This window comes from Rhizobium sp. Root1220 (assembly GCF_001426265.1).
In the GTDB taxonomy this organism is placed as follows: domain Bacteria; phylum Pseudomonadota; class Alphaproteobacteria; order Rhizobiales; family Rhizobiaceae; genus Rhizobium.
This window is the reverse complement of record NZ_LMDG01000020.1, coordinates 1-15,049: the sequence shown is the minus strand read 5'-3', so window position 1 is coordinate 15,049 and position 15,049 is coordinate 1. Positions and strand designations below refer to the sequence as shown.

9 protein-coding genes and 1 pseudogene are annotated in these 15,049 nt (G+C 53.8%); 8 read left to right on the top strand and 2 right to left on the bottom strand.

Annotated elements, in window-relative coordinates; all coding sequences use genetic code 11:
- From ASC90_RS29130 to ASC90_RS14255, 3 genes are all read left to right on the top strand, one after another.
- A partial coding sequence (locus ASC90_RS29130; protein ID WP_056541490.1) for a hypothetical protein occupies positions 1–553 on the top strand: 553 nt, incomplete at its 5' end.
- A gap of 648 nt (positions 554–1,201) precedes the next feature.
- Entirely contained in the window at positions 1,202–1,840 is a 639-nt protein-coding gene (locus ASC90_RS14260; protein WP_056541487.1) for a hypothetical protein, read from the top strand.
- A 7-nt stretch (positions 1,841–1,847) separates the two neighbouring features.
- Positions 1,848–4,028: an SEC-C domain-containing protein gene (locus ASC90_RS14255; RefSeq protein ID WP_056541485.1), complete on the top strand. Its 2,181-nt coding sequence runs from the start codon at positions 1,848–1,850 to the stop codon at positions 4,026–4,028.
- A gap of 127 nt (positions 4,029–4,155) precedes the next feature.
- On the opposite strand, the gene ASC90_RS14250 is transcribed toward ASC90_RS14255, so the two are convergent.
- Positions 4,156–4,533 (bottom strand): hypothetical protein, encoded by a 378-nt coding sequence (locus ASC90_RS14250; RefSeq protein ID WP_056541482.1) that lies wholly within the window; start codon positions 4,531–4,533, stop codon positions 4,156–4,158.
- Between the two features lie 126 nt (positions 4,534–4,659).
- Between ASC90_RS14250 and ASC90_RS14245 the strand changes: the two genes are divergently transcribed.
- From ASC90_RS14245 to ASC90_RS14225, 4 genes are all read left to right on the top strand, one after another.
- On the top strand, positions 4,660–5,211 hold the full coding sequence (locus tag ASC90_RS14245) for a DUF6875 domain-containing protein (RefSeq protein ID WP_056541479.1): 552 nt from the start codon (positions 4,660–4,662) through the stop codon (positions 5,209–5,211).
- Between the two features lie 108 nt (positions 5,212–5,319).
- Complete coding sequence (locus ASC90_RS14240) at positions 5,320–5,733, top strand: DUF6130 family protein (protein ID WP_056541477.1); 414 nt, start codon at positions 5,320–5,322, stop codon at positions 5,731–5,733.
- Between the two features lie 1,078 nt (positions 5,734–6,811).
- Positions 6,812–7,678, top strand: a complete 867-nt coding sequence (locus ASC90_RS14230) for a hypothetical protein (RefSeq protein ID WP_056541470.1) — start codon at positions 6,812–6,814, stop codon at positions 7,676–7,678.
- A 91-nt stretch (positions 7,679–7,769) separates the two neighbouring features.
- Entirely contained in the window at positions 7,770–11,822 is a 4,053-nt protein-coding gene (locus ASC90_RS14225; protein ID WP_056541467.1) for a hypothetical protein, read from the top strand.
- 182 nt (positions 11,823–12,004) lie between these two features.
- Here the strand turns inward: ASC90_RS14225 and ASC90_RS14220 are convergent.
- A pseudogene (locus ASC90_RS14220) lies at positions 12,005–13,604 on the bottom strand (DUF1254 domain-containing protein).
- Positions 13,605–14,461: 857 nt separating this feature from the next.
- On the opposite strand from ASC90_RS14220, the gene soxR reads away from it, so the two are divergent.
- On the top strand, positions 14,462–14,905 hold the full coding sequence (gene soxR / locus ASC90_RS28255; protein WP_082519918.1) for a redox-sensitive transcriptional activator SoxR: 444 nt from the start codon (positions 14,462–14,464) through the stop codon (positions 14,903–14,905).
- Positions 14,906–15,049 lie beyond the last annotated feature (144 nt).

Genomic DNA, 15,049 nt, shown 5'->3' with positions numbered 1-15,049 from the left:
GGTTGCAGCGATCAATCCCGTGGTTGCCGTCGGTGACTGCCGATTCATCGGTGCGACTTTGTGGACTGATTTCGCTGTATCCATTGGCGATGACGAGCATATCCCGCCGGAAGAGAGGCGCGTCAAAGCTTTAGAACTGGTGCCGTCGCGCATGATGGATTTTCAATGCATTTATCGCTCGGACGCCAGAAGGATGGGTGAAAAGGGCATGGTCACCGTCCGGGAAATCCTTGAACGGCACAGCGAGAGCCTCAAATTTATCGACAGAGAGTTGTCGCTGGCTTTCCAAGGAGGAACGGTCGTTGTGACACACCACGCCCCCTTGATGCAAAGCTTTGATCCAGCATTTTTCGGAAATGTGACGAACGCTGCCTTTGCTTCTGATCTGTCTGACCTGATTCTCCGCCGATGGCCGAGCCTATGGGTTCATGGGCACATACATAAATTTCGCGACTACATGGCAGATCACACTCGGGTCATTTGCAATCCGCTGGGCTACCGAGGAGAATTTTATACGTCCGGATTCCGTCCAGGCTTCGTTATCGATCTTTGATCGCGTAGCTCGAAAGTGACGCTGAAGTTCTGCGTCTTATTGTTGGAGCTGATGGGCGTTCGATTGCCGAGTACCGGCAGGATGGCGAGCTGAAGCGAATGAAGGCGAAGACATTCGTCCTCGCGGCAGGCGCTGTCCGCTCGACAAATCCTACTGTCATCATACGACGGGGGTCCTGCGAACCGATCAGGTGCTGTCGGTCGCCACTTCATGAACCAGGTCAGAAAGCGCCAGTTCCAGTTCTTGAAAAAATGGACGGGTCTTTGTTATCGAACCGGGATGGTCCGATGATGAACTTCGAACCCGGCACCCCGGTCTTGGAGCGGAAGCCTTTAAGGCGTTCATTTCGCTGCGATCACGGATGGCAGCTCGTCGATGTCCTGGTTCACGCCTTCCTCGAAGCCGCCCTCGGTTCATTCAAGCGCAGTGTTCGCCAACAGTTCCAGCTACAAAGTGAACCTCGGAATAGACGATATAGCTGCCGCCACGTGCAAATCACTGATGATGGTTGCACGCGATCCGTAACCTTCTTTGAAATGCTGATAATAGTCGGCAGATAAACTCGTTTCCCCGTCGCAAGCAATCACACGCCCGCTTGCTCTAGACTGCCATCTCCCCTAAGGGTTGTGCGATATTGGGGGATGAAGGATGGCAACTGTAGAGAATACCGGATCAGCGGAATCAGTTCCGGAAACTGGGGGCACAGTAACCGACTTTCCTATCGATCACACATCGCCGCGTGTTGTGCTCGACCAAGCAGCGGCTCAGCGGCTCGAAGCGTACGACAAACGACAGTCAGAGCTTCGCAAAACTCTAGTATTAGTTTGCGTGATTGTCGGTGTGATGACTTTGCTCATGGCCCTTTCTTTGACGAACCCGCAAATCTACCTCATCGAGCCCGAAACACTTAAGCTCATAAACCAAGGACTGAATGCTTTCATTATTTTAACGATCCCCTTTCTGTTGGGAATCCTTGGCGCGTGTGCAAGACTCTTGATTTCTGGAGTTCGCGTCGTCCAGGAACTGCCGCTTGCAATTGGGTCAGGGCTTCTCGCAGCTTTCTCATGGGTTGGGATCAAAAGCGGGGTCTTCATTTCGATTCTCGCGCCACACCTTGAGAAGCAAGGCTTCCAGCCTGCGGATGTCGTTCGTGGTCCGGATAGCTTCTACACCATGGTCCTAGTTGCCGTGTTCGTCGGAATGTTCGCAACCAATCTCTACCTGTTTGTAAACAATCGGGTCGAACAGTTGACCAAAGCCGAGAAGGCCAAGGCTTCGGCCGATTGATCAGTCTATGAGCGGTGCCAAGGTGCGAACGGAACAACAGGTGTTTGAAGAACTCGCTGACCTTTGTGTCAGCCCGGGATTCGTTCACGTCATCGCCTACTTCTGCTTTCGAGATCATGTTGTTGGCTATAAGGACGAGCTGAAAGGCGAAGACTACGCGAAGCTGTTCTCGCATAGTCGATTGATCCGCACAGAGATTTCGACGCTGATTGGGCTGATGGTTCGTTCCCCCCGCGACTTCGCCGTGCCAGTGAGTGCCGAATTCGAACGCTTAGCCAACAAGGCGGAATCGCTGTTGAGGGAGCTGCACGAAGTCCTGAAGGAGCCGATCCGCGCGGAAATGATCAAGGCCTTAAAAGAGGGCAAGGTTGATGCCGCATCCAATCCGTTCAAAGGAGCTGAAGCACTTCGAGAAGCCATCTTCTATGCCGCCGAATCGGCCTATCCATCGCAATATCGAGACCTATCAGTACAGAAATATACGCGAGACACTGAGTGGCTGCAGCGTAACAAGGGGTTTTCTTCAGACGAAGCGAAGCGCGTCGTCATGGCGGTCACGAACCTTCAGAACGCCAAATTGCCAACTACTCTGAAATCGCTTCGGCAGAAACGACCAGAAGACAGGACGCTACTTGATGGTTTCGTGTTCACCACGTCCGAGGTCGCCGAGAGTTGTGGCATTCCTCAAGCGACTGTTGATGCGGTCATTGACGCCTTTACCTTACCCGACGACGGAAATCCCACTTTTCGCTCGTTGAGTGATTTCAACGCCTTCAATGGCTTTCCTATCTTGAGGGGAGAGGGCAATGTCCGTATCCTCCTTCTCTATGTGAGCTTGACCGAGGCACTCTATGATACGCCATTCTATTGGTTGAACGCCGACCGGGATTATCGCTCGACGGCATCGACGAACCGTGGGGCTTTCACCGAGGACTTCACAGCGGACCGTCTCAGGGCGGTTTTCGGTGCCGACAACGTCTTCATCAACGTGGACATCTGGAAAACCTCAGGTCGGAAGGAAAAACTCGGCGAAATCGATGTTCTTGCGATAGTCGGCGATATCGCCATTCTCGTTCAGGCCAAATCGAAGAAACTTACGCTAAACGCGCGTAAAGGTAACGACCTCCAACTGCAAACCGACTTCAAGGGCGCGGTTCAAGACGCCTGCGACCAAGCTGTCGACTGTGCCAAACATCTCTTGGCAGGCGGCGGCTTCGTGGCTGATCCTGATGGAAATGAGATTGCTCTCGCCGCAAATCTCACAAAAATCCATCCCGTTTGCGTTGTTTCCGAGCACTACCCGTCACTCACGTTCCAGGCTCAGCGGTTTCTGACGACTGAGAACGTGAAAGGTTTGGAACGCCCGTTAGTATGCGATGTCTTCTTCATCGACGTCATGGCCGAGTTCCTAACTTCGCCGCTTCGGTTCCTTAGTTACCTGGAGCTACGGTCACTTGCTGGCGACCGCATCGGACTGTCACATGAGATCGTCGCTCTAGGCTACCATTTGAAGAAAAACCTTTGGATGGGGGAATACGACTATTTTGTCCTGGACGATGATCTGTCCGCCGACGTTGATATCGCTATGGCGGCACGAAGAGAGGGGATCGAAGGACAGAAGACCCCGCGCGGGATTCTTACCGATTTACAGGAAACGACGGTCGGGCAGCTAATCGACGAAATTGAAGCTCGCTCCGAGCCACGTACGTTGGCGGTCGGTCTGGAGCTTCTAAAACTAAGCGGTGAGAGTGCCTTCCAGCTAAGCAGGATGATAGATGGGATAGCTGCCGATGCTCAGCTGAGTGGCAGAAACCGCGATATAACCTTTGCAATGGGCAAGGAAAGCACGGGGATTACAGTTCACTGCAATTTCGAACCGGAGTGGATTGCTGCGAATATCTTGAAACGACATTGCGAGCGGCGGAAATACAGTGAAAAAGCATCCAAGTGGTTCGGCATATCAGTGTCGCCTGGTGCCTGTGCGTTTCGGTTTGGGCTGTCTCTGGATTACGAGTGGAAGCGCAATTTTCAAATGGACGCCGAGGTAGCGACCTTAGCCGCGCCCAAGTCAATTGATTACCTTGAGAGAACCATGTTCGGTGGGCCGCAGCTCGAACTTGGACGCAATCACACGTGCTACTGCGGGAGTGGTCTCAAGTACAAGAAATGTCATCTGCTGAGGGATTGATTGTGCTTGCCTGGACTGCCTCCTAGATTGGCGGATCGAAACAGGTAACCCCCGGATTCCAACGGAAGCCCAACGGCTGATCAGCGACCGGCACAGCCGTCCAGCCGATCTGATCGGTCCCAATTGACTAAGAGTGGTTCGAGTGCACGAAACCTACCCTGTAGGCCTTCTCCTCCAGTTTTTGCAAACTCATCACCACAATTCCCATCTGAGAATGGTGCTGAATTAGCTGAATCACGTTCCCGTCGGCATCCTTGCCTATGAAACGAAGGATGTCGGGGTCTGACGCCTGAATCGACCGCAGGTGAAAGGACGGGGTATTTCCACCAATGACGACAACACCCAGCTCTTCGTCGTCACCAAGAATGGTTTCGTGCTCGGCAATGAGCTTCATCATCCTCTCTCTCATATAGCCCGCAGGGTTTTTCTGCCGGTACGCAATTCCCTTCATCTGTTCCATGCTCGCGTTTATCGAGGCCAAGCCCATCATTTCGTTCGTCACCATTTTCTCCTGTCGATTGCTAATTGAGATGTAGGCTTCACACCGCCCAAACGACAACTGGTTATGCCTACAAATTCTTGCTTGCTAAATCAGCGTCCAAGTTGGGGACTTCCTGGGAAATGAGGAATTGTGCCGCCTCCGCTGGTGTCCTCGGCGACTACGCGTTTACCTGCCACTCCCTCCCAACATCGATATGAGCGGGAGGGGAACAAATCGGTCTGGCTCGCTTCCGAAAGGGTTGCAGCACTGGAGCCCTCCGATCTTCTGAGACAGATAACGCGCTACAAGAAGCTCCTTCTTAAGACGCAACCTGTTGATGCCGAAAACGGAACCAACAAATCGATCATCGTCGTGCTCACCGATGTTTCCGCAGGGGAAGCGAAGACTATTCTTAGTGATGTGCTGCAGCAACTTGCTGTTCCATCTTATGTGGACGATGGCCTGGTGCTTGGCGGGTTCTACGGAACCAACGATGGACGGGCTCTTTACAATCCGGAATTTCGTCCTTTCACAGCTCCTATACCGTTTCTCTTGATTAGACCGGCAGTCATCGATGACTGGAAGTTCTCCTTGGAGGACGAGGACTGGATGCGTCGATGGTCGCATCGATTTCGAGAGGCCGCCGTGCTCTCTCTTGCCAATGAGTTGCGTCACCTGCCTTGGCGCGAGCGGCACGGATAGCACGGGCCGCAGTTCACTCCATCCATAAAACCCAACACCGAACACTACACCGCGCAACAGGTCCGTCTGCGTGACGGACGCCTGCTACGCATAAGGAAAGGCTGAGTTATGATCACTATCAACACAGTTGCTGTAGTTGCCGTTGCCATGATGCTTGCCACGAGTGCCATGGCCCAGAGTGCGAAGGAAATCCGGGGCGCATCGCCTTATGCGGCGGTCAAGAACGAGCCGCCGCCCTGGTTGATCGTAGCCCCCCCACTCGCCGAAGGCCTCTCGCAGGGCGTGTTTTGGGCGCAATACCGGGTCGAGAACCTGAACATAAAGCCAGTCTTCGGAGCCGACGCAGCCAAGGTATCGCCACGGGTTGGCCATCTGCACATCATTGTTGACGACCTGCCTTGGTGGTGTGCGGACCCGAGTGACACCAATACCGTCGACATAGCCGGGTTACTACCTGGAGAGCACAAGGTGACGATTTCCCTGGTCGACGCAAACCACAACATCTTCCCGGGCAGGTGGTGACCGTACCCTTTAAAATTCCCAACTCAGCGCCGACGCACCACATTCACGGAAAGCGCTGACAACGCTCCCTCAAATCTCATTTCCCCTCATGGAATTGATTTGAGGCGCGGGCGGAGTTGCCCCTCTCCGTCCGCGATATTGTGAAACGTTGCGAAGACCAGGAGTCACTCAGAATCTCGATTTTCTGCCTGATTTCATGCTCGTTAGCGGAACTGATACCACGCCATTGTGACCACGGTTGCCCTTTGTTCGCGATATTCCGCTCCAAGCGCTGTGCAGAACACCGTCCAAATGGATTGCTCGAAGCTTTCCATCACGTCTGACATTCAAGCCTGCGGGTCGATTTGTACTGAAACTTCCAGTGGTCGGCGTCCAACCGAACGCTGTAGTTCCAGGACCTGTGGATATCGCGGCGATAGGATATACGGCGCTCGGAACAACTTTGCGGTTGAATTTATCCAGTGTATTTGAAGTTGCAGGTCGTTCTAGTCTGTTGTCTAAGAAGCGTGGCATTTTGAAATGATCGTATTGCTCTCTGGTCCGACGGGGACGGGTAAGACCTCCTTTGCTTCAGCTCTTGCAGACTGGGGCTACACCGCTCTTCGCGAGTCAATCCCGGAGCCAATTTTTCAGCGATTTCGAAACGATCCCCGGTCACACTGCGCCGAATTGCAAGCTGCAATCATCCACGCGAGGGTCGCAGCTTGGAAAAGTCTCCGGGTGTCTGAAAAGATAGTTTTCGATAGAAGTATCGACGAAGACGCCAGCATATTTTGCCGCATGCATTTCGAGAACGGGCTGCTATCACGCGACGAGTATGACGCGCTCGCAAAGCTCGCAAAGGAAGCGGAACAGGAGGTTCCAAAGCCTGACCTGACGATTTTCCTGCGGGGGCCAGTTGAGCCCCTTCTTGCTCGCCTCCGAGCGACTGGACACCCTAGCGTAATCATCGATAGCCTACCTCGCCAGCTCGACCTCTACGATCAATGGATTGCGGCCCAAACCGGTCCGATCCTCCAAATGGACAATACTCGGTGCACCCTCGAAAGCTTCGGCAAGTTCATAGCGAGTCGATGATATGCTGTCGTTAGGACAACGGAACACAGTCTTCGGTCTCTTCATTGCCGCGACGGCAGGCTTTCTCGTACTCGAAGGGTACATGCTTTGGTCGATTGTTGCGAATGGGGTGGACATAACGAAGGCTTTTACCACGATCATCACGACCAGCGTTCTAGCCGGATGCGGTAAGGTTTTCCTTTCCATGCTCAATCAGCACTTTCTCAAGTCCGAAATTCTGCCGATGAGACGTTTGCAACGTCTAATTTCTGAGAGAAACACCGCCATCGATGATGTAAGCAAGTCAGGCCAAAACACCTACGATGCTCGCAGGTCGTTGATAACCGGCACACTGAAATTCGGTGAAGAAACGTTGCGGGGCTGGATTCCCGGCTCACATTTCGAGTTGTGCGTTTTTGTTGATCCCGAACAGCCGTTGCTTTTCAGCTATTACGATTCCAACCACGACAAGGCGGCCCGAAGCATGAGTCATCGGGAGAAGAATCCTACGTTTTATATCGAGAAGGGTTACGAAGTAACGGCCGTTTTGAAGAATCCGACTTCCCACTCGAAGGTGGTGCAGGACACGCAGAATGTTGACAGCAGATACGTTTTTACGACTGATGAGCAGCGCAAACAGGTTCGGTCCACTTTGCTTCACTGCCTTGATCTCTACACGCCATGTGCATTGGTAATTACCAGCAACGAGCCTAACGCATTCCCGGAGAAAGACGAGCAGTTCATGTCCTTCATCAAATTCATCGGATCGCTAATCCGGTATGACTTGTTCGAAGGTGACTTCATAAGGGATATCCGGATTGAGCGTCCCACATTGTTTGGATCACAAGCGCAACTCGGACAGCTCGTTACGGCAAGCAGTAACGCGTGATCCGCTTGTGGACCGACTTTTGCCGAGATACTCGCATTGGTACTCGTTTGAAAATTCCACTTCGAAGCGCATTCCCAAGTAGAGGCGGGTAGTGAGTGCAGCAGGACGGAACATTGCGGGAGACGAGTCGCGCCAGGCAATCGATGCTATCCGGGGCTATACCTACCAAATTTACGCATCGGCACTAGCCTGGTTGCAAATTGCCGACAATGAGCTGCTTCATCTCGAAGTTGCAGAAGATTTTGCCGTGTCTTCGGAGACCGAGTTGACCGCAACTCAGTCGAAAGCCACGACAAAGAACATTACGGTTCGCGACAAGGGCGTGCTTGCCGCAATTGACTCATATTTCTTTCTGCGGAGTGCCAATCCAGACAAGTCGTTGACGATCCGATTTTTAACGACGTCCGGGATCGGCATGGAACGCAATGCCGAAGACCGGATCAATGGCGCAGCCGCCCTCCTCTACTGGCGACAAGCGTCCGCGCTCGCTGAAATAGCTCCAATTCGGAAATTGTTAGATCGTCTGCCCCTTAACCCCGCAACCCAAGCGGCCATGGCGTCGCTGTCCGATCAAGACTATCGGGAAAGCTTCCTAAAGAGGGTAATCTGGGACACGGAGGGCCTACAGCTCGAACCGTTGCTCGACAGACTGCGAGATCGGTTGCTTCAGATGGGCACAGAACGCAGCATCTCATCGAGCGTGATGATGAAATGTCTTGGCCCCATTATTGCCCGAGTCCTAGAAGCCTGTATGCAGCCGACGAATCGGACCCTTTCGAAGGCCGACCTGATTTCCTTGATAAGCGAACATACGTCGATAAGTGTGCCGGTTGATCAATATCTACAACAGCAACAATTGCTGCTGCGGCTGATCGAAGCTCAGGGCCTCGGAGCGGACGCGGTCATTCGGCCTCCTTCCCTCGCCGATATCTTTAAACCTGTCTCACATAGGGCGACCATTCCTACTATCGCTCCGCGAACTGCACTGCGACAAGCCATCCAAAACCGGCTCGTAAACAACAGAAGCGCATGGCTCTTTTCGGGCGCTGGGTTTGGAAAAACGACCTTAGCTCGGTTGGTCGCGTCCGACGTCGGTGGAACATGGAAAGCGCTGAACGTCAGAGGGCTAGCACCTCGTGAATTGTCCGACCTTCTTTACTCGGCCGCTCAGGCCTTAGAGGGCGTGCAATTCACGGGGATTCTACTGGATGATTTTGAGCATTTCGAAGACGCCAAGGTTAAGGACGCCTTTACTGCTTTCTTGGGTTCCATCGAAAAATCATCTGGTCTCCTAGTGGTGACAGCTTACTCCAAGCCATCCGAGGCCTCCCTCGCCGCTCTTGAAGTCGCCTCGACATCGACGTTGGTGATTCCAGAACTCAACGAGAATGACATTCAAGGCGTTATAAGTGACTTGGGTGGCACGCCTGACATCTGGTCCAGATATGTGTTTTATGCGTCCGGCTCTGGGCATCCGCAGCTCGTGCAGGCTCTAGGAAGGAACCTAGCCGCCCGCCAGTGGCCATTCGACGAACTTCGAAACCTGAACGCGCTATTGGGCGGCAATTCGGAGCTTGCCAAGGTTCGAGACGAAGCTAGGAAGCGCCTTGTCGGCTCGCTTAGCTCTGACCAACTTGACCTGCTTGCTAGAATCACACTCATTCCAGGAAAGTTCGACAGGGAAACGGTTCTCGCGATTGCCGAGGGTGATCCACCGATTCCGAATGCTGGGCACGCATTCGATGCGCTTGTCGGGCCATGGATCAATGAACCGTACGATGGTGTCTACCAAACCTCCCCGTTGGTATCGGACCTGGCAACCAAGACCGTTTCGGAAACCCGAAGACTTAGCTGGCAGCGGCTCATCGCCAATAAAATGACATCTGGTCGGTCGCTCGACGCGGGCAAAATGAACGCTGCCTTTATGATGGCGTTGGCCTCCGATGAAAAATCGGTGCTCATGAGAATTTCGATAGCAACGATCCAGCTCGACAACGAAGAACTGGCAAAGCTGGGAGTCGCATTCTTCGCAATCCAAACGATGCGAGCAGATCGTCCGCTCTACCAAGCGGACCCGTACCTCAATGTCGTTATTCGGCTGGCACAATTCCTGCTGGTAGCAAATGAGCCTGACAGTGACGAAGTCCGTACTCGTGAGATATGGGACGCGTTGCACCGCGAACTTAAGCTCGTCGAAGGCCACGATGGAGCAGAAGTGCTCGAACTAATGGTCCTCTCAAAATCTGTCACAGCGATGGTTGGTCGTTGGGGACCCTTCGAGCTAATAAGCTATCTATATCGGATGTACGAGATCGCTCGGACGACCGAGCACGACGAGCTAAGGAGCGCTTACAACGTCCGGCACGACGACCAACAGACGTCTAGTTTTGGCATCATGTTCCTTATGCACGCCCAAGCATTCCAAAAAATCTCCGATACGTTGGAAGCGTTTACAGCGATTGATCGGTGTGTTCAGAGCTTCCGGCAAGAGCTGTTCGCGGCGCTTGCACTTCGCGAAATGGACAGTGAGATGTACTTCAACGGACCATGGCTGAAGGACCATTCGGCAGATACGATGGACGCGGCCATTCACGCCCCCATGTATCTACAGATGGCCAACCTGGCCCGAGGCTGGGGTTTAGAAGACCTCGCGGTGACGGCCACCAAATATCAGGCTGTAATTCTAGACGAATATGGAAATTCTTCCGACAAAGCCATGCAAGCCCTCGATCAAGCTCAAAAGTGGGCAGGCCCCGATAATTGGGTTTTGGTCCGGGCTCAGGCCAAGATCGAATTTCGAGCAACGAACTATCCGGAAGCGCTCACCCTCTTCAAGCGCCTTGCCGCAATGCAGGATCGCGAAATTTCATTTATAGAAAAAGCCTTTGCATTTCGCGAGGCTGGTATCACGGCTGCCAACGCAGGCGACTGGAAGCTAGCTGAAGAGTTCTTCCGTACAGCCAGGGCCGCCGCTAAATCCTCAGACCTCCGATCCATGGACGTCATGGCAACTGGGCTTCTGGGAGACATTGGGGTGGCTCGTTGGCATTTCGGTGACCGCAAGGGCTTCACAGACGCTTTTGACGATGGTCTGTCTGAGGTGGCCAGGTTTGAAGTAGACGAAAGCCTGAATGCCAGACATTGCCACGCGCTCTACCGCCATGCTCTGCTGTGGGCGCAAGATCAGCTAACCGGAAACGTCACTCTAGGAAATGGAGAAAAACCCGCGATTCTTCCCGGCGCGATAAGCAATCCCGAACCCAGCCCATCATTAACTGACAACAAGATCGCAGCCTTAGGCATCGCTCGCTACATGTTGGCGTCCATCGAGCTTCAGTGCGGACTGCCAGCCAGGGTCCGGTCGGGACTGATCCAGAAGATGGCGGGGAAACGCCTGTCTGTTGGTGAAGCGTGGTTCGACAATCACGCGCTCGAATACTACCAACGCATTGGAGATGCTGCTGGGGTGGCAGCCACGTCATTTAATATAGTGCAAATGGCAGTGATCAACCGGATGTCTCAATCCGTGGACAGCAAGCCCGACCTGGAAAACCCACGAGAGTACATTACCCGGGACCTCACAACAGATGAACAGAAGTCGGCGGTCAGCCTATTTCAAATGCTGGTTCTGGGTTCGGCCATCCTTGGCCTTGTGGAGGGCCGCCAACCATTCGTAGCCGAGTTGTTCCTGCTTGTTCGGCAAACTCACATTGATACCATCGAGCCTGCGTTCGCTTTGTCGCAAGGTCAAACACAAACCCAATCCAGGAGCTTCGAGTTGATGCTCTCGGGTCTCTTGGCCGAGGCATCGGAGCTAGTTGAACCAGCCCGCCTCCAACCTATTCGGCTGTTACATTTGCACCTTCTGATACTGCAAGCACCTCCTGCCACCGTACCAACCTCCATTCGTCCCAAGCTGCCTGCATGGATGCGTGAACAATGGTTGGACGTAGTGAGCAACCAGGGCTTTCTACTCACGATGCCGGGTCAGCTTGCGCGAAAGCTCCACGCTCTCGTCGACGATCAAACCGCACCGATGTCATCCGCCGCTAGGTTGATCCAACTGGTCATAGATCATGTTCCAGACCCTATACCGGCTGAGTTTCGCGCAATGCTAACGAACGTGATTGCTTCGCAAACCTGAGCAACTTCAGTTTCCCGTCGAGCAGGATTGTCAACCCTCCGTCAAACGATCCAGTTTCGATGATGCCATGCCAGGTTTGGGCCGAGGGCCGTATTCGGCTGTGCGCCATCGGTGGTCATGAGAGATGACTAGCGGGACACTCGCTAGGCCGCGCTATTGTTGCAGTCAAACGCTCCCAAACCTCAGGGCACGAGTTCGACCTCACTCGGACGCCACTCCTTAGTGAAGAAAGATTCAAGAGGACTATAGAGGCGAAGGAGCATGAACCATCCCTTGTCGGGCACGGTCTGAATCCAGTTGCCGCGCTTCACGTCCTTCGGCTGGGTGGGTCCGAAGTAGATCGTGGTGGACCCATCGGCGTCAGCTTCGGCAGCGGGTGATGGGTAGGACTGGCTGCCCGCGCGTGGATAGCGCTGCGGGGTGTCGAGCATTGAACGCGATTGGTTGTCGTAGAGCGTGAAAGACCAGAATGCCTCGGCTGGAATGTTTGGCGGGAGGATCACCTTGTAGGTTTTGCCGCCGTCATAAGGATTCTTGTCCGCATCAACGAAGCCCATGAGATACTGTGAGCCAACCTTGGGCAACCGCATGATCATGCCGGGCGAGTCTAGTGTGTAGCCGTAGTAGAAAGCGGTCTTGGAGTCGAGGGTCCGAGCACCGGTCGGCGGCAAGGGGGCGAACAGCCCTTCTTTGGTTATCATCGGCGGTGGCGTCTCGAAATTCGCGCCCCCTTGCCAAAGCATGTTGGCCCAGGCTGAACCGGGGTAGTACGCCCAACCCGGAATATTATAGGCATCCCAATTGAGCACGCGCCCCGATGCGTTTCCAACTGCGGCTGCGTCGGTGAGGATTTTCTTCATTCGCTCGTCTGGATTGAATTCCTTTCCCTTCGCGATTCCAATTGCCGCCAGTTGCCCGGCGAGTTCCGGGTTATAGGAGTCCGCTGGCTCGGCCTGAATATTGGCATTGATCATTTCGAAGAACGAGTAGTCGCTCGGCGGGATCGTATTGAACGCCTTCCCGCTTACCTCGTTGAACTTGGTCACAGGCACTTCTGGAATGCCCTCAAGCTTGACCTTACCTTCCAGTGCGGTCGCAATGCTCGTACCCACGCCCCCTGGTGTGTACGGATATATCTTCATGTGCTCCTTGATGTTCGCGACGGTCGCCTTGGGATCATCGTCAACAAGATAGCCACGGGAAGCATACCCGGTTCGTCTTCGAGCGAGCGACATAGAAGCCGCCTTCCGGAACCGGACCGTCGTAACCGGGTGGAAGGAGCAGGTACCTCCCGCCTTCGCCACGGTCGGGACCCGGGAAGCCGATGTCGATGATCCACTGGAACCACATGTCATTGATGGTGCCGACGCCCTTTGGAGGCTGCTCGATAACCATCGGTCCCTTCGTCAGGTCTACGACGCTGAAGTAGTAGACGGTATCGGCGTTGGCGGTGAGAAACAGCGACTTCGAATCCATCAGTTCGGGAAAGATGGTAACAGTGTTGTCTTCAGCACCGATGCCGAGAAGGCCCTTATGGATCGCATAGGCGGACGCACCGCCGTAACTGTTGAGGAACGCATCGAGACCTCGGGTGAAAGCGAGCGTGTCATACACCTTCTTTGTGGTTTCAGCGCTCGGAGCGCCGTCCTTAAAGTCCAGCGTGCCGATGCTGGACTCCACCTGGTCGGGGGTAACCAGAATAAGTGGGATTTTGTCAGCCGTCTGGCCAAACGCGATGCCAAAGCCGCCGAGGGTGGTCGCGGTCAGAAGAAATGCCGACATTCCGTGCTTGCTTTTGATCGGTACCATGCTGTCCTCCAAGGATTGAGTTGGGTGGGATCAGCTCAGACGACACCCTGCGAGGTGTACGAGTGCGCTATGGACGGCGGTTTGCCTTAATGAAAATGCCTACCAGCTTTGTCGCTAGCTTCAAAAGCAATTGAACAGCTTTCACTTCTGGAATAGCAAGCACGCATCAGTAAAAATCGACGTATATAGCACGAAGAAAGTAGATCCGCCGGAGTGCGGTCTGGCGTATCTCCATCGCTGACAGGTCCGGTTTGGGCTGGAAGGCGACAACTACCTCGGCCGCTTCCTGATGTTGTGTGGTCGATCTAAATCTATGGGATGCACATTCTAGTGAACGCGGGGAAGAATTGGCTTCTCAAGAAAGCGATGTCTGAAGGCCTTTGCGACCGCAACACCGAGTCCGAATCCAGAGATCAATCTTGCTAGCAACAGGTCAGGCAGCGAATAGGATACTAGCCAATACAATGCCCCCAATGCCAGGAATGATGACGCGACGAGGCTCAGGTGGCTGTCCGTAGATGGCCGACGAAAAGCCACAAAGTGAAAGCCAGCGCCACCCCCCACCAAACACGGGACAAGCTGACCAAGAGTTCCCGTTGGCTTCGCCGTAATTGTATCTAACAGGCAAAATAGGGATGCCAACAATCCGGTGCCGAGCAGTTGTAGAACGACGGCTCCTATGAGTCTTGTACGGCAGGAATATTTGGGTTTCGAATACCGAAAATATGTGACCAAGACGTTCTCCTTTGGAGTGTGTCGCCTCGACATGAGCGCGACCGCCTTGCATTTCGTACAACCTCAACTAAAGTTGAGGTCAAGAGGGGAAGCCAATGGCACGAGAGTTAACTGTTGGACAGGTTGCGGCAAGAGCAGGTGTCGCTGTCTCAGCATTGCATTTTTACGAGTCTAAGGGTCTGATTTGCAGCCACCGAACTGGAGGTAATCAACGACGGTACACGAGCGATGTTCTGCGAAGAGTTGCCGTTATACGGGTTGCTCAGAACCTGGGTGTTCCTCTTTCGGCCATTGGCAGAGCGTTCACAAAGTTGCCAAACGGAAGAACACCGTCCCGCGATGATTGGGAACTTATGTCGGCAGAGTGGTCCAAGGATTTAGATGAACGGATAATCCAGCTCCAAAAATTACGAGACGGTTTGTCGGACTGCATCGGTTGTGGGTGTCTCTCGATTGACAGATGTGCCCTGGTAAATTGGGGTGACAAACTAGGTACAGACGGACCCGGGCCGCGCCGACTCATTGCCGACGTGGAATGAGTGGTTTAGGCCGACAGCAGTCATCAGCGAGAGACCGCTTTGCGCCGATATCGTTGAAAAACTCGCCGCATTAGCTTCTCATCCGCCCATTTTGTTTTTCCGGGCGGAGTACCAACGCGTTTCTGCCCCGCGCCTCGGCGCAGG